Annotated in this window: 17 protein-coding genes and 2 pseudogenes; 10 read left to right on the forward strand and 9 right to left on the reverse strand. The window is 57.5% G+C overall.

Annotated elements, in window-relative coordinates:
* The first annotated feature begins 166 nt into the window (after window positions 1–166).
* Window positions 167–454: a hypothetical protein gene (locus tag CGZ66_RS40560; protein ID WP_245330984.1), complete on the forward strand. Its 288-nt coding sequence runs from the start codon at window positions 167–169 to the stop codon at window positions 452–454.
* 76 nt (window positions 455–530) lie between these two features.
* Here CGZ66_RS40560 and CGZ66_RS02765 read toward each other — a convergent pair.
* A pseudogene (locus CGZ66_RS02765) lies at window positions 531–882 on the reverse strand (YciI family protein); the annotation flags it as partial.
* A gap of 74 nt (window positions 883–956) precedes the next feature.
* Window positions 957–1,433, reverse strand: a complete 477-nt coding sequence (locus tag CGZ66_RS02770; protein WP_095081332.1) for a YciE/YciF ferroxidase family protein — start codon at window positions 1,431–1,433, stop codon at window positions 957–959.
* Between the two features lie 741 nt (window positions 1,434–2,174).
* Here CGZ66_RS02770 and CGZ66_RS02780 point away from each other — a divergent pair.
* Window positions 2,175–3,488, forward strand: a complete 1,314-nt coding sequence (locus CGZ66_RS02780) for an IS701 family transposase (protein WP_425352252.1) — start codon at window positions 2,175–2,177, stop codon at window positions 3,486–3,488.
* Window positions 3,489–3,553: 65 nt separating this feature from the next.
* Here the strand turns inward: CGZ66_RS02780 and CGZ66_RS02785 are convergent.
* A protein-coding gene (locus tag CGZ66_RS02785; RefSeq protein WP_095081339.1) for an IS5 family transposase occupies window positions 3,554–4,308 on the reverse strand; the annotation gives its coding sequence in 2 pieces (ribosomal slippage) (window positions 3,554–3,975 and window positions 3,975–4,308; 756 coding nt in all).
* Window positions 4,309–4,541: 233 nt separating this feature from the next.
* On the opposite strand from CGZ66_RS02785, the gene CGZ66_RS02790 reads away from it, so the two are divergent.
* Window positions 4,542–4,793: a GlsB/YeaQ/YmgE family stress response membrane protein gene (locus CGZ66_RS02790; protein WP_095081484.1), complete on the forward strand. Its 252-nt coding sequence runs from the start codon at window positions 4,542–4,544 to the stop codon at window positions 4,791–4,793.
* Window positions 4,794–4,898: 105 nt separating this feature from the next.
* On the opposite strand, the gene CGZ66_RS41630 is transcribed toward CGZ66_RS02790, so the two are convergent.
* The 3 genes from CGZ66_RS41630 to CGZ66_RS41490 all read right to left on the reverse strand — a co-directional run bounded on the left by CGZ66_RS41630 (window position 4,899) and on the right by CGZ66_RS41490 (window position 7,061).
* Window positions 4,899–5,126 (reverse strand): DUF4112 domain-containing protein, encoded by a 228-nt coding sequence (locus CGZ66_RS41630; RefSeq protein WP_143748650.1) that lies wholly within the window; start codon window positions 5,124–5,126, stop codon window positions 4,899–4,901.
* 222 nt (window positions 5,127–5,348) lie between these two features.
* A complete protein-coding gene (locus CGZ66_RS02800; protein WP_095081343.1) occupies window positions 5,349–5,840 on the reverse strand; it encodes a YidB family protein in 492 nt (163 codons plus the stop codon).
* Window positions 5,841–6,227: 387 nt separating this feature from the next.
* Entirely contained in the window at window positions 6,228–7,061 is an 834-nt protein-coding gene (locus CGZ66_RS41490; protein ID WP_342586833.1) for a DUF2127 domain-containing protein, read from the reverse strand.
* A gap of 57 nt (window positions 7,062–7,118) precedes the next feature.
* Between CGZ66_RS41490 and CGZ66_RS40575 the strand changes: the two genes are divergently transcribed.
* Window positions 7,119–7,364 carry a hypothetical protein gene (locus tag CGZ66_RS40575; protein ID WP_245330981.1) on the forward strand — a complete coding sequence of 82 codons (246 nt, stop codon included), beginning with the start codon at window positions 7,119–7,121 and terminating at the stop codon, window positions 7,362–7,364.
* 460 nt (window positions 7,365–7,824) lie between these two features.
* Window positions 7,825–8,943, forward strand: coding sequence for a PBSX family phage terminase large subunit (locus CGZ66_RS02820; protein WP_342586834.1), 1,119 nt, complete (start codon window positions 7,825–7,827; stop codon window positions 8,941–8,943).
* 1 nt (window position 8,944) lies between these two features.
* On the opposite strand, the gene CGZ66_RS02825 is transcribed toward CGZ66_RS02820, so the two are convergent.
* Window positions 8,945–9,346, reverse strand: a complete 402-nt coding sequence (locus CGZ66_RS02825; RefSeq protein WP_143748652.1) for a hypothetical protein — start codon at window positions 9,344–9,346, stop codon at window positions 8,945–8,947.
* A gap of 51 nt (window positions 9,347–9,397) precedes the next feature.
* Between CGZ66_RS02825 and CGZ66_RS02830 the strand changes: the two genes are divergently transcribed.
* The 5 genes and pseudogenes from CGZ66_RS02830 to CGZ66_RS02855 all read left to right on the forward strand — a co-directional run bounded on the left by CGZ66_RS02830 (window position 9,398) and on the right by CGZ66_RS02855 (window position 13,702).
* The gene (locus tag CGZ66_RS02830) at window positions 9,398–11,134 is read left to right on the forward strand and encodes an adenylate/guanylate cyclase domain-containing protein (RefSeq protein ID WP_167391964.1); all 1,737 of its coding nucleotides are present in this window, start codon (window positions 9,398–9,400) and stop codon (window positions 11,132–11,134) included.
* Between the two features lie 68 nt (window positions 11,135–11,202).
* Window positions 11,203–11,611 (forward strand): annotated as a pseudogene (locus CGZ66_RS02835) (Ros/MucR family transcriptional regulator).
* A 54-nt stretch (window positions 11,612–11,665) separates the two neighbouring features.
* Window positions 11,666–11,899 carry a hypothetical protein gene (locus tag CGZ66_RS02840; RefSeq protein ID WP_143748654.1) on the forward strand — a complete coding sequence of 78 codons (234 nt, stop codon included), beginning with the start codon at window positions 11,666–11,668 and terminating at the stop codon, window positions 11,897–11,899.
* 431 nt (window positions 11,900–12,330) lie between these two features.
* Window positions 12,331–12,534, forward strand: coding sequence for a hypothetical protein (locus CGZ66_RS02845; protein ID WP_095081349.1), 204 nt, complete (start codon window positions 12,331–12,333; stop codon window positions 12,532–12,534).
* 649 nt (window positions 12,535–13,183) lie between these two features.
* Window positions 13,184–13,702, forward strand: coding sequence for a BA14K family protein (locus CGZ66_RS02855; protein ID WP_143748655.1), 519 nt, complete (start codon window positions 13,184–13,186; stop codon window positions 13,700–13,702).
* Between the two features lie 210 nt (window positions 13,703–13,912).
* On the opposite strand, the gene CGZ66_RS39740 is transcribed toward CGZ66_RS02855, so the two are convergent.
* Complete coding sequence (locus CGZ66_RS39740) at window positions 13,913–14,077, reverse strand: hypothetical protein (RefSeq protein WP_167391965.1); 165 nt, start codon at window positions 14,075–14,077, stop codon at window positions 13,913–13,915.
* A 243-nt stretch (window positions 14,078–14,320) separates the two neighbouring features.
* Complete coding sequence (locus CGZ66_RS02860) at window positions 14,321–15,214, reverse strand: SMP-30/gluconolactonase/LRE family protein (RefSeq protein ID WP_095081355.1); 894 nt, start codon at window positions 15,212–15,214, stop codon at window positions 14,321–14,323.
* Between the last annotated feature and the right edge of the window lie 337 nt (window positions 15,215–15,551).

A 15,551-nucleotide genomic window follows, 5' to 3' on the forward strand; every position in this document is an offset into this window, starting at 1 on the left:
GGTCAGACCTAAGAGGCAGGCCGGCCGTAGCAAATAGAGTTCGGATTTCAGAAAGCCCGGAATCTGGCGCGGGTATGGAGGAGGGCTTACGGCCGGCATGTGGGGCGTCTACCTGCTGGTCAGCTAGCGCCTCTTCGGCTTCGGCGTGATCTGTTCGATCCGCACCTTGTCGCCGATCTCCATCGCCATGGCAAAGGCCTTTTCTCGAACACGGTTGTCACCTGCAGCCATTGGCGGCGAGTTCGCCGGGATCTACCTGTTCTACCAGCACAAGTTCGACCACGGCAACATGCCGCTGCTGATCGGCTTGCTGGTCGGGATCGCGGTCTTTGCAATCGCCGGCAACTTGTTGTGGAAGGCGGCCAATAGGCACGATCCGGCCCGCGCATCCGACACGGCCAGATTCTTCTTCCACCATTGGAACCGCCAACACTTGCGCCCGCGCCGGCATTAGCTCCGCTGCTGCCGCCTATGGAAGCGCCAGCACCAGCCTTGACCCCGCCTCCACCGCCATGTTCCCGCCGTTCTAAATCAGCCATCTCTTGCAGCGGCCGAATCTCAATTTCACATGGACCGGGCATCGGATTAGGGCAGCGTCTGACCCAGGCCACCGCGTCGTCCATATCCTCCACTTCCCAGAGCCAGAATCCGGCGACCAGTTCGCGGGTGCAGGCGAAAGGCCCGTCGATTACCGTGCGGCCGGGACCATTGAACGCAATAAGCTTGCCCTTCGATCAAGGCTCAAGACCGTCTGCGTCCCGCAAAATCCCGGCTTTACGCAGTTCATCGTTAAATCGACCCATCGCCTCAAAGGCGTGGGCCGTGGGGGAGAGTGCCTTTTTCGCTGTCTCCTGTCGCCTTCACGAGCACCATGACGCGCATCACCGATCTCCTATCCCGTTTTAAGGCTGGCTGTATGCGTTGCGCCCTAACCGTCCTCAAGCCAAGGCCGGAGATCAATTTGTCCTGTTGATCGACGTAACCGCAAGGTTCGTCAGCTTGTTGTTGGTGGCTTTCTCCTGGTCGAGGATGTCGCTAAGCAACTTGTGCGCCTCGTCGTGCCCGAGGTCCTTTGCCCATTCCCGCAGAGAGCCATACCGGGAAATTTCGTAGTGCTCGATTGCTTGGCAGGCCGCCAACAAGCCAGAATCGAGGGCCGTCCCCGACGCTTCTTCCATCAGCCCGTCGGCTTCCTTGATGAGCCCCTCGATAGCGGCGCACTTCTCACCAGATGCTTTCTTCCCTATCGACTTGAACACCTGTGCCAGCTTACTGATCTGCCCCTTCGTCTCTTCAAGGTGATCCTCGGCCGCCTTCTTTAGCTTGGCGTCCTCCACGGCCGCGGCCACTTTCGGCAAAGCCTTGGTGATCGCATTCTCCGCATAATACATGTCCTCAAGGGTATGCTCAAAAATATCGGCCAGCGTTTTCATTACAATGCTCCTTGCCCCAATTGGCTTCGGGAGAAAGAGAGGGCGAACCGAAAGGTTCCGTGCTTTCACGCGAACCGGGGTACATACTGCCCGGGCGTGCGCAGACTTTTAGACGCTACCCTACTGCGTGAGCACTCAAGCTGGTCAGCGTTGCGCTAGCCATGCCACCGCAAACAGCACGACAACACCAGCAGGACCTCCTGCCGTGTCGAACGGAATAGGCGCGAGTGAATTCCGCGCCGAGAATATGACGAGCAGCCCACCAGCAGCCCCATATGAAGACGCAATCGCACTGGAGCGATGTAACAACCGATAAGCGACTTGCCGAGCGTGAACATCGCAGCGGTCACAACAGCCCCAATCCTGACGTCGCGCCGTTCCGGGGTTCGATCAGGCAGGATCGTATAAGATTGCGGCGAACCATCGCTGAGATCAGGACGAACGAAACCATACCACTGCATTGATCACGCTGAGCACGATTGTGCCGAATGGCAAGTGAGCGTTGATGATGTTGCCCTGTGCCGAAATTGCTGCGCTCGCAACGAGAGAGCTTACCAACATGAAGCCAAGTACAGCGACCAGTCCCAGACTTGCTGCACGTGCGCGCAACGGCGCTACATCGCTACATGTGCAAGACAGCCAAGGGCGATCAGCTAGCACTACTTTGGCATTTTTTTTAGCAACGGGTGAGTTTTTGTGATTCCCAAGAGAGGGTTTGCGTGATTCATGGGAGGTCGGCTTATGGAGGGCCGATCAATGGAGGTGGACTGGCAAGCCGATCTGGATCGCTGGCTCGGGCCGTTTGTCGCGGCGCTACGGCACAAGACGAGGGCACGGATGTGTCCGGCCTATATCGCTGGGTTGATTGGCCCAGGAGACCGCAAGAGCGTTCAGCCGATGGCGGCGCGCGCTGGCGAGGTCGGCTACGATCAGCTTCATCATTTCGTCGCTGCCGGAGTTTGGGACAGTGCTCCACTCGAGGCTGCCCTGCTGAAGGAGGCAGATGGCCTGGTTGGCGATGAGGCTGGCTTTCTTGTCATCGATGACACGGCGTTGCCCAAGAAGGGACGTCACTCGGTTGGCGTCGCGCCACAATATGCCTCGTCGCTTGGGAAGACGGCCAATTGTCAATCGCTGGTCTCGGTAACGCTGGCCTCGCGCGAGGTGCCGGTGATGGTGGGCCTGCGGCTATTCCTGCCCGAGAGCTGGACAGATGATCCTGAGCGCATGGCGCGAGCCCATGTGCCGAAGGATAGACAGACTGCTCTGACAAAGCCGGAGATTGCGATCGAGGAGATCGACCGCGTCATCGCCTCCGGTGCGCGTTTTGGCTGTGTGCTTGCCGATTCAGGGTACGGCTCCAGCGGGCCTTTCCGTCAGGCTTTAAGCGAGCGCGGTCTGCTGTGGGCGGTGGGTCTGTCGCGACGCCAGAACGTCTATCCCGCCGACGTTGCCCTGATTTTCCCCGTCGCGAAGACCGGAAAGCCCCGCAAATACCACATCCCTGATCAGCCCCCGGTCTGTGCTGAAGCGTTGTTGGCCGGAGGGAAATGGCAAAGGGTCAGCTGGCGGCGGGGCACCAAAGGTCGGCTGACATGTCTCTTCGCGGCCCGCCGTGTCCGCGTTGCGGATGGCCATAAGCACCGCATGCTCGATAATCGTATGCAGTGCATGCCCGGCGACGAAGTCTGGCTCGTCGGCGAGCGCCGGTCGACTGGCGAGCAAAAATACTATGTGTCGAACCTGCCGGCCGATGCGAGCCTCAAGATGCTCGCTGCCACGATCAAAGCCAGATGGGTCTGTGAGCAGGCGCATCAGCAGCTCAAGGAGGAACTCGGCCTCGACCACTTCGAAGGCAGATCCTGGACCGGGTTACACCGACACGCCCTGATGACCATGATCGCCTACGCCTTCCTCCAAGCCCGCCGCCTCAAAGCAGCGGGCCGGAAAAAAAAGAGTCGGAGGACCGCCGCCACAACCGAGCATGCCGGCCATCAGGCAAGCCATCCTCGACCTCTTCGCACGGCCGCCACCCAGGCGATGCCCCCACTGTGAGAAACTCCTCGCCGACGCCGTCGAACCTAAAGTGCCAAAGTAGTGCTAGGGTCAGGACTCATTGATCAGAGCCAAAAGATGACGGCGGCAGCGATGCAGATGGCCGAGAAGAAGGTATGGGCGCATCGGTCGTAGCGGGTTGCGATGCGGCGCCAGTCCTTGAGTTTGGCGAACAGGTTCTCGACCTTGTGGCGGTGGCGGTAGAGCGCTGTGTCGTGGGCGTATGGGACTTTGCGGCTTCGGCTCGAGGGGATGCACGGCTCAATGCCCCTGGCTGCGAGTTGCTCGCGGAACCAGGCACTGTCGTAGCCGCGATCGGCGATCAGATGAGAGGCTGGTGGCAAGGCGTCAAGGACGAGACGGGCGCCCTTGTGGTCGCTCATTTGGCCTTCCGACAGGAGCAGGATGATCGGCCGTCCTTCACCGTCGCAAACGGTGTGGAGCTTCGAGTTCAGCCCACCTTTTGTTCGCCCGATACGACGGGGAACATCCCCTTTTTGAGCAGGCTCGCCGCGGTGCGGTGGGCCTTCAGATGCGTGGCGTCGATCATGATGCGCTCGGGCTTCGGCCCTTCGCCGGCAAGGCCGGCGAAGATACGGTCGAACACGCCCATCCTGCTCCAACGGATGAAGCGGTTGTAAAGCGTCTTGGGCGGGCCATAGCCCGTTGGCGCATCCTTCCACTGCAGGCCGTTCCTGATCACGTAGACGATCCCGCTCACCACCCGTCGGTCATCGACCCGTGGAACGCCATGCGACAGCGGAAAATGCGGCGATATCCGCGCCATCTGGCGCTCGCTCAGCAGAAACAAATAACCCATCACGGCCTCCTTCTCGGAAACCGTGAATCACATCTCAATCCAAATTAATAGGTCCTGAGCCTAGTCGAGGCGGTCCAGGAGATGCTATTCGATTACATGCTCGGAAAGTGACGTGCCGAGGTTATGCGCAACAAAGCGTTTTTCAGGATGCCGGACATCTGATGTCGCGGAACTTTGTTGCCTTATGAAACGTTCTCCCGCCGAACCAATTGGGGTTCGAGGAAGGGGAAACAATGCAAAACCCAGGTGTTGGCTGGATCGCAGCGATCATAATCGGCGGTATCGCCGGATGGCTCGCAGAGATGTTCATGAAAAGCAATATGGGCGTGCTCATGAATATCATTTTGGGGATAGTCGGTGCCATCGTCGCCAACGTCCTTCTCGGGCTGCTCGGCGTATCGTTGGCCGGCTGGCTCGGCTATCTTGTCGCGGGCTTCATCGGTGCGTGTATTTTGATTGCCGTAGCGCGGATGATTAAACGCTGAGCCCACGATCGACCTTGCACCCAGACTCATGATTGAGACGCGTGATCCTAAGGATCACGCGTCATTTCACAGATGAGATAACCCGGGCGGGTCGTTGGGCGCGCACTAAGGCTTACTCGAATACTCTTGCTCTCTGGTATCGGTTATGAGCAAAAAAACCTCCAGAAGATGGCGAGTCTGGAAGCAATCGACGAAACGGGGACGGCGCCGCCGTCGCTTCGGCGAGCTTCTTCCTATTACTGTATCAAGCAGTACGTTCCCTAACATGCGGGCGACCAGACGCTTTCCAGCACCGCAGTTTTGGGCTCGCAAGACGATATAAGCCGAGACCATGCCCGTCGCTGCGTCTCCAAGAACGGGCACCTACCAACAAGGGCATCCAATCCAAAACGAATTGATGTGCCCGGAATGCGCCAACGGGAATCGAGTAACGCGGCCAACAAATCCAACTCAGCAATTACGCTGTCTGCCTTGGCGCCTTGATAGCCCAGCCGACTTTTCCGGGCTGCCGGGCCTGTACGATCCAATAGGTCTCCCCGGTGTATAGCCGTCACTCTAGACATCGCTTTGACCGGTTGAGCCAGCTTGCTTCCGCCGGGGCACGTCGTCGAGCAGGGTGGTCTCATCCGAACTTTGGGCTCGCTCAGATGGCAAATCGCCATATGGCGTCATCTTGTTGACTGCCTCGGGCAAATCTCGCGTGATCCTGCGGATGAGGTCCTCGCGCGAAAGACCGGTCTGCATCGAAAGGGAAGTGAGCGTGTCTTCGTCAATGGCCGCTTCCACGTCACTTGGCTGGATCGGCTCGTTCGGCCCGGTGCCAACCCAAGAGTCGACTTTCGATCCTGCCCCTGCCCCTCTGAATCGGTCGAGAATGTCGCCAAGGGCCGTCCCGGATACCCCTTTCGATATCTGATCCAGAATCCCGCCTTGCGGGTCGTTGGGATTACGATTTCCCGCTTCACGGATCATGTCGCCGATCTTGTCCCGATTTTGGTATGCCAGGACGCCAAGCATCGCGATGGCCAATTTTCCCAGATTTGCCATTTTGGTCTCCTCTCAACGGTTCAGGTGGAGGAAAGGTTCAGCTTCACAAAAGTTCCGCCAGCGACGCTCTAATGTTGTGGGATGTCATTACGGCGCTGTCCGGAGGGTTCGACCAATTTGTCCGACTGGGATTTGAGGACCTCTAGCAAGGTATAGGCAGGTTCTGTCCGGAGTGAAATCGATGATCAGGCTCGTTGTTTGGGGCCGCAGCGTTCGTCCTCGCTTGTGGCGGAAGCCTAAGCGGCTAAGCAGAACCTGGCTGCCGTGAACCCACAAAGCACGGCTTATCCGTCCGTCGAAGAGGCCGTTCTTTTCGCCAAAGGTCCGTCTCCTGCAGCATGTGCGATGCTGCCGCATCGGCTTTCCTATGCGCAGTCGCCGTCTACGCTAAGAAGGTCGCCCCTCTAGGGTTTCTCCCAAAAATCCTGCAACGAGGCGTGGCGCAGCTGCTACTCGCCTTTCAGGAATTTGACGCGGCCCACAAGGCCAGGCTTGAGCCATTGGGCGTTTTTCTTCGCAAGGGCTACAGGCGCTGGAGCACCATCTTGCCTGAGTCCTACTCTGGCCAAAGCCAATCCCGATCCCCGCGTCAAAGCGTACTTCGTTTCGCTCGCTGTGCTCGGGGTACACTACCCCACCGACGCCGTTGCAGGATGGTGCGTCGGTTCCGCTTGAACCATTCTTTGCTGTTCTGCGATCAATCGCATTGAGCAAAGGCGAGGCGGATAACCCCGTTATTATGCGGGCCTTTGCCGCTGCATCACGCCCCATTCGTGCCAGATCAGCACCATCACAATCGCGTCGAACACGGTCCGTACGAGCAGGCCCGGGAGACTGGGTGTAGGAATACCGATAGACCTGGTAGACCATGAACGCTCCCAATGCGGCCAGCGAAGCCGGATACGACCACAGCTTGCCTCGCAAGAGCCCAAGTACCAAGGCCAACTTAATTAAGCCGTGGCTGAGTAGGTAGAAGGCGTAGAACTCCTTGCTGGCGATCGAAAAATGGCTTGCCGCCTGCGAGAGATGGCCGGCCATGAAATCGTTCGGATCTTCGATCAGTTCATCTTGAGTGAAGGCATTGACCCACGAGGCAATGGTGTCGGTGGTGACGAGATAAAGCAGGATGCCGCCAAGGCATTCGATCAGGGCATGGGCCCCCTTTAGCCATACGCTGACTTCAAAGATTTGATGGATGCGGCGCTCATCGACTGCTCTCATAAATGCACCTCGCGAGCAACAACGGAAGCAAGACAGAATGGATGCAACTCTCACCCAATGGTCAACGCTACGGCCGGGCTTCACCCGCTGCTTGATAGGGTAATGATCGGTGTGTCACAAATTGGCGTTCCGTTGATGGTGCTGGCTGTGGTTCTGCACTGGTGGGTGAAAGTCGACCGATACCATGTTCGTCACGCTGCCTTGTCGGCCGGATGCGCGTTCTTGCTCGGTCTGGCGATAAACCAGTTCATTCTTCTGTTCGTGCACCGGATACGGCCCTACGATGCCGGCGTGTCTCATTGAGTGCGCCTAGCGCCGACTGGTCGTTCACGTCCGACCACGCTACCGCTGCCATAGCGATCGTTGCGGCGTTTGCGATGCAAGCTCTGCCACGCCGAACAGTAGCATTTTCAGTTTTGGCAATCTGGTTTGCTGGTCGAGAATTTACATTGGCACTACTACCTGACCGACGTAGTCGGCGGGGCCCTCGTTGGTGTCTTGGGGGCCGTTGTGGCGCGATTGGCTTATCGAGAGGATTCCCGACTTGACAATCTAGTGACCAGAATTTTCTAGCACGGGGCGGCAAGACATCACAGTTGGTCTTCGGGCTTCCGGCATAGCTCAATAGTAAGACCCGCCGTTCCACTAGCGGCAACGGCGGGTCACCCCAACAGGCACATTAGTTGTGCCCTAGCCATTTTTCATCTCGTCAGCCACCATTAGCGGGCGCTGCAGGAGCAGGTGCGGCCGGCTTGGCTGACCGATGTCGCCGTTGGCCACGCTGCGCATCAACACGGCCGAAGTCTTTCAACCGCTGCTAGCCCCTGCCCGCTACAAGGCGGCGCATGGCGGTCGCGGATCGGGCAAATCGCATTTCTTCGCCAGTCTGATGATCGAAGACAGCCTCGCCGAGCGTGGGTTGCGATCGGTCTGCATCCGGGAGGTCCAGAAGAGCCTTAAGGAGTCCGCAAAGCGCCTGTTGGAGGACAAGCTCGCTGAATGCCGGCTTGGTGAGGCCGCCGGCTTCAAGATCTTCCGCGAAGTGATCGAAACGCCGGGCAATGGCGTCATCACCTTTCAGGGCATGCAGGACCACACAGCCGAGTCGATCAAATCACTGGAGGGCTTTGGGAGGGCATGGGTCGAGGAGGCCCAGACGCTTTCGACCACGTCCCTGGCGCTCTTGCGCCCAACCATCCGGGCGCCGGGTTCGCAGTTATGGTTTTCTTGGAACCCTCGTCGCAAGACAGATCCAGTGGACGTCATGCTGCGGGGGCTTGCGCCTCCGACGGGAGCGAGGGTGGTCCGCGCAAACTGGTCAGACAATCCATGGCTGCCGCCAGAGCTTGAACAGGAGCGCCTGGACTGCATGAGGACTGATCCCGACCAGTATCGTCACATCTGGGAAGGCGAGTATGCAACCGTGCTCACCGGCGCCTACTACGCCGCCTCGTTGACCGCGGCTCGCCACGAAGGCCGAATTGGCAAAGTTGCTCGCGATCCCCTGCTCCCGATCAAGGCCTTTTGGGATATCGGCGTCAGAGATGCGACCGCAATCTGGATCGTTCAATACGTCGGTCGCGAGATCCGTGTGCTCGACTACTACGAGGCGGTCCATCAGCCGCTGGCAGCCCATCTCGAGTGGCTGCGTTCGAAGGGCTACGGCAACGCGGAATGCTTTCTGCCGCATGACGGGTCGCAAGAGGATGCGATCTCCGCAATCCGCTTCGAGGACCATATCCGCTCTGCCGGATTCGAGGCCACCACCGTACCCAACCAGGGCAAGGGCGCGGCGCTCACCCTAACCTCAGTTGTGCAACCCACCTCGTCGGAAAGAGCACGGTTCGGGTGCAGATTTCGACCGCACCTCGTCGTGTTTTAGGTTAGTAGGCGCGCGAAGGTGAACCTGTCCCACACGCCCGACTGCACGAACGGTTGTCCCTGGCGATGGTGATATCGCGGTCGACTAACATCGAGTCGATATAGCCGCCTAAGGCATCGTAGAAGCTCAGCTGCGCCTCGATCATGCGGATCGGCTTCTCAGATGACGTCGCCAGCGTCAGCGTGATTCGGTTGAGCAAGCGGCAGACGATGCATTGTATGGCGAGTTCGCCGATGGCTTTTGCCGGGCGAAGACGTTTGGGACTTGATGGATCGAATTTTGAAGTGAATCGGTTCCTCAACCCCTGTTCAGTCGAACGGTAGGTGCAGAATGCACGGTGGGAAGGCGATCGGCGCGCGCCAAAACCTGCTCGACCGTCTTGAGGCAAGTTTCTGGCAGACATTTGCGCCGTGTTGTAGATTGGTTGGGGGCGATGGGAAGAGGTTGGTCGGCAGTGGTTGGAAATGCTGCGCAGCGCCGTTTGGCTGCCATCCTAGTAGCCGACGTGGTTGGTTACTCCCGCCTCATGGAGGCGGATGAGCTCGGCACTTTTGATGTGCTCAAGGAACGGCGAAGGGAGATCGTGGTGCCCGCCGTTCGAGAGCACGCAGGTCGAATTGTCAAGTTCATGGGTGACGGAATCCTGGCCGAATTTGCAAGCGCGGTAAATGCGGTGAGTTGTGCGCTTGAACTTCAGCTCCGTATGGCCAAGGCAAATGAACCGCTAGCAGATGCTAACCGGATCAGATTGCGGATAGGCATTAACCTAGGCGACATCATAGAGGACGAGTCGGATGTCTACGGTGACGGTGTTAACATCGCCGCTCGGCTTGAAACCCTGTCCGAGCCGGGAGGTATTTGCATTTCGGGCCAAATGTACGACGCGATTCAAGGAAAGCTCGAGATTTCAGTCGAGGATATTGGGGAAAGCTCCCTCAAGAATATATCCAGGACAATTCGCGCCTATCGCATCAGGCCCAGCGACGCAGAAGGAGTCCAAGAAGCCCAATCCTTAAGGGGCAACGAGCGTACGACGGTGGCGGTATTGCCGTTCGCAAATATGTCTGGCGACCCAGCACAAGACTATTTCTCCGATGGAATAACCGAGGACATAATCACGGAGCTTTCCCACTATCAACATCTGTCAGTGATTGCACGTAACACGACAGCTCTGTTTAAGGATCGGTCCGTAAACGTGGCGGAAATAGGCCGCAAGCTTCGGGCTGATTTTGTGATCGAGGGAAGCATTCGTCAGGCCGGCAACAGGGTGCGTGCTACAGTTCAACTCATTGACGTTCAAACTGGGGCTCATGCGTTCGCAGAAAAATTCGATCGGAAAATTGAAGACATATTTCAAGTTCAGGACGAGATCGTTGATGCCATTCTTGGTCGGCTTTTTTACAATCTAGATGAAGCAGCAAGCAAAGCTCGTCAGCGAAATCCGACGACAAGCACCACCGCCTATAGTTTGTGGTTGCGCGGCAGGCAGGCTTCGAGAAATGGCGATGAGGAGGATGCTATAAGCTGCCTGAATCAGGCGATCAAAGTTGATCCTCAATATGCGAGAGCGTTGGCCATGTTGAGTGGCTTGTATGGCTATAGACGATTCACCGGATCCGCACGTGACACTCATATGAAAATCGCCGAACTATCTCGCGGATACGCTGAAAGAGCTATCGCTGCCGACAAGACAGACGCCTACGTGCTTGAACAGGTAGCAGCTGCGTACCTAATGCTCGGTGATGGAGACAATGCAAGACGATACTCTGATAGTGCAAGTTTACTCAATCCGCGTGACATCTCCACGGCCGCCACACGCGCACTAGTTCTCGCCTTTATAGGCGAACACAATCGCGCACGGGAAATAATTGAACGTGTAAATCGGGCTGAGCCACGCGTGCCGCCGGGATGGACGGTTATCTTGGCAGACGTACAGTATCTAATGCGTGACTTTGAAGGAGCCCTTAATACCTACAAAACAATTAACGGCGCACCTTTCTATGTAAGATTGCTTCAGTCGATGTGCCTTTCGCAACTGGGAAGGATCGATGAGGCAAAAGCAATTCTAGGCGAGGCACCGACAGGTTTCGATATTCCGGCATTCGCCCGCAATTGTGCAGGCATGTGCGCGCTCACCGAAGACCGTGAACTGTGGCTCGAGGGGTTTCGCAAAGCAGGCGTGCACCTGTGAGCGCCGTGTTCCGTTCTCAGTTGAAGACGCTTCGATGGTTGCGGCTGTACTCAGCCCCCTGCCAGCATATGACCGACGAAGCCGAACATCGCACCGCTGAGTTAGCTGAACTAACCGACCGAAATTGTATCGGCATTTGTAAGCAACAACTCAGTTCCAGCAGCAAGTCTGCCGGAACTGATTGCCTCGGTTCATCGGTCATTGTCCGGCCTAAGTCAGCCAGCGCCAGTGTTTCCCGATTACATTTTAAGCTTGGAAGACGGCCGCAAGTTCAAGTCCATGAAACGGCACCTCGGACTGCTCGGCATGACACCAGACGAATACCGCGCCAAGTGGAGCTTGCCGCTTGATTATCCAATGGTCGCTCCGAATTACGCAGCGCAACGATCAGCCCTGGCGAAGGAATTTGGTTTGGGCCGAAAGGCTGTGCCTGATGCGCCAGCCACTAAAGGACCCGCGAAGCGGAAGGCGAAGTGACCCGCCTTTCCATCGCTGAAGAGCTTGAGAGCGCTGCGGATAGGATCGCGGATTATGTCGCGGGCGGATCTACAGATCATCCTTCGTCGTGCTGCCTTGATGCTCCGCAACGTCGCTGGCGTGCCGCTGGAGCCGATGACGGAAGACGCGCTCAATTCCATATCCACCGAGATGAAGGTGTCCGGGCCCGACCTTATCGCGAGGATCTTACGGGGGTGGCCGGAAACGAATTCCTATCTGCCGGTCCGGATGATCGATGAGGACAGCGAGACGGACGGGAGCGCTTAGCAAAGCTTCCGCGATCACACCCAACATCTTTGGTTAGGCGGCTTTCAAATCAGCCAACAAGACCCGCCGCTCCATTGGGGAAGCGGCGGGGCCCCCGCTGACAGCGCAATTGCGGTGCCACCCTATGGAGCCATTACGAGACACCTTTGCGATTGGCGCAATATGATATTGCCGATTAATATTAACTGTGGCTAATGCACCACCTTTGGTCGGAAGGGAGCAAAGTGGAGAGGTTCTTGGCAAGCTAAGTTGGCCGCGATGCGTAGCGGCTACAAGGCAGCAGAAAAGCGCCCCAGCGCGCGTTTCTGCCTGGCGTCGCTCTTGCGTGGGCGAAGCTTGCGTGCCGGCCATGCTTTCGCCACCCGGCCGAAGTCTAATTGACATCGTCCGACCCACCGCGGCTCCCGAGCGGGTGGAAGAAGGAATTTGCCATGGCTTCGACCGCAGCGTTGATCTGGTATCTGGTAATCGCCGGTCCGCAGGGAGGATTGGTCGTGCTGCCCAGCACCTTCGACACGCATGAAAAATGCGCTGCCGCTATCGCCGAATATCAGAAGCAGCCAACGCCGGCCGGTTGGTCGCTGCAGTGCGTCCCGAGCGCCTCACCCTTTGCCGACAATGGGTCGGCAGAGTAAGGAGCATCGCAGCGGTGGCCTACACAGTGATTTGGTATGGGAAACAAGGCGTCGTTGAAAAGACGCCTTTTGATACCGAGAAGGCTGCGAGGGACCACGTCTTTGCGACCTTTCCCGCTCGGAAGCGGGATGACGGTATCGTAGCGGTGGAAATACGCAAAGACGACGGCACGGTTGTTTTCAGTCGAGCAAGCTAAGTCATTGCGCCGGGCCATCGCTGAATGGGTCGGGTCCGCTGCCGGGGAGACAGCGGACTCAAACTAGGGCCAGGAGGGGCAAGGCCCTTTATGATCCCGATGCGGGGATCATGCTGATAACACCGGACTGTTCGTCGGCTGAAAGATATATCCCGGGCCATAGGTCGGCGATTGCGCCTCGACACTTGCAGGCATGACGTGGCGTCAAGACTCAGCTAATCTAGCGCTGCGGCGGACCTGATGCTCCGCTTGGCCGGCGCCTTTCAGGCAACCTCCCCCTATGGCGCCGGCCTTCTTCCTCCTGCTGATATCGTCGGCACGCCCTTGCGAATTTAGGCTTGTCAGCAGCTTGTGACGAGCAGCCTGGCGCGGCTCATCAGTCTGGAACTATTTCGCAACGACGACGTTTTGTGGATAGCCAAAAAGAGTGCCCAATCAGCGAGGACTTGATCATGAAGTTCCTGACCGGCATGGCAGCCGCCTTGATATCAGCGTTAGCGCTAACGAGCGCTGCGCCAGTTGATGCCGCACCAATTTTCGTGCCTCAGGCGCAAAGCGCGCAGACCCACGTCATCCAAGTTCGGGGCGCCAGATGGCGCAACAATCATTGGGCAGGTGGCAATTATGGGCGATACAGCGGTGGTTACTATGGCCACCGCTACTATCGGCGCGGATACGACGGCTACAATGACTTCTTTCCGGGAGGACTTGTCGCAGGAGCCCTGATCGGAAGCATGTTCAACAACGGCTACTACGGTGGCGGCTACTACGATGGCGGGTATTATCCCGACCCGTATTACGGCGGTGGCTATTACCGACCGGTGTATTATCACAGGCACTACTACCATAGGTATTATTACCACCACAGGTACTATCATCACAGGTACTACTATCACTATAGGCACTACTACCACCACAGGCACTACTACCACCACGGGTATTACCATCGTAGGCACTACTACCGCTACTGAAATACCGCACACTGCCCGCATCTAGCTCGCCAGCGTGCGAGGCAACTGTGCTAGCGTAGCGCCTCAGATGTTCCTCTCGATATGAGCCTCGATCGGATTTGGGCGCCGTAGCTCAAATCTTCTAGCTGCCATAAATGTCAGCACGATAGCGGCAGCTATCGTTGCAATCACGGTGGCGGTGCTGGCTAGACTCTCACCATCACTCAAAGCCTACCGCCACTTCGGCTTCGGCGTTGTCTCTTCGATCCGCACCTTGTCGCCGATCTCTTTATCGAGCGCGAACGCCTTTTCCTTGTCCTTGGTGGTCAGCACCGTGCGCCTGTGCGGCTTCTCGAACACGCTCACGACGTAGGTTGTCACAGGCTTGTCGGTCATCTTAAACGGCACCCATCCGTAGAGTAATGGCCGGTGCGGTTGGGCTCTTTGGGTGGCGGGCCGCACCGGCCACTGCGGGTTTGGTTTGGACGTCCCCCGCGCTGCCAAAACTATGGGTATATTAGCAACTTCGCAATTAAGCCTATTGGCGGGACTAAGACTGAAGTCTCAACCCAGCAGTCTAGCGTTGTCGATCGAAAGTCGGTTTCCAGTCGCGGTTGCGCCGGTGCCGGTTGTGGGCTTCTAGCGCGCGCCCTTCACCCGCATCTTGAGGCCGTAAACACTGCCGGTTGCGGTGATGAAGAGCAGGTCGTTATCTTTGCCACCAAAAGTCACATTCGTCGTCGTCTCGGGTACGTCGATTTGTTCGATCTTCTTTCCCGTTTTATCGAACACAGCCACACCAATCTGGGTGAGATAGACGTTGCCCTCAGAATCGATGGTCATGCCGTCTGAACCGAAATTGCAGAAAAGACGTTTGTTCGTGAGGGCGCCGTCGGGATTTATGTCGTAGGCGTAGGTCTCGCCCGCGCCGTAGTCTCCCACGTAAAGCACCTTGCCGTCTGCCGTACCAATGATGCCGTTAGGCTTAAACAGGTCGGCCGTCATCCGCGTAACGGCCTTATGGTCGGGCGTGACAAAGTAGACGTTTTGCCCCTCCACCCGGCTACTTTGGTCGTGATCCGAACCGAAATCAGGGTCGGTAAAATAGATGCCGCCGTCTGGACGTATCCACAAGTCATTTGGGCCGTTGAAAACCTTGCCGTCGAAGTTGGTCACCAGCACTGTAACTTTCTTGTCGGGCGCAATGGACCATAGTTCGCCCTTATCGGGGGCGACGGCGATGAGATTGCCGACCTTGTCGAAGTAAGTTCCATTCGCGCGTCCCGCTGGCTTGAGCCAGTCGAAGAATTTCCCGTCTACCGCGCTCCACTTAACGATACGATCGTTCGGGTCGTCGGTGAAGAACACGTTGCCATCAACATCCGCTGCCGGACCTTCGGTGTATCCATAACCTTCGCCCAATTTTTCCAACTTCGCACCAGGCGCGACGACGGAGGAATCCGCAGCGAAGGTGGAACCTGTTGTGAGCAACAGAACGCCGAGAAGTGCGCAGGTGAAGCCGAATGCTTTCATGAGCGGCAGAATGGGCCAAAAGTGGAAGTTGGCGCAGCAACCAGAAATCTTGTCATGTGACGATTTACTCTCAGATAGGCGGCCATCTGTGCTCCCTCCCTTTGTCGCCGAACCCCTTCGCCATCGCTTTGGCAGCGCTGTGGATAACCAGTGCAGAGTTTTCTGGCGTAGGAGGCAAAAGGCCCGCCGCCCCACTTGCGAAGCGACGGGAGCCAGCCATTCCACGACAGCAGGCCCCGCCGCCTGTATATTAGCAATGATGCAAGTGCGCCGCATTTCAACTTTTATGTAATGAGGGGGCAGCGATGCGCCTTGGTTAAAATCTTACAGTCGAAAC

It is taken from the genome of Mesorhizobium sophorae (assembly GCF_002270415.1).
GTDB lineage: Bacteria > Pseudomonadota > Alphaproteobacteria > Rhizobiales > Rhizobiaceae > Mesorhizobium > Mesorhizobium sophorae.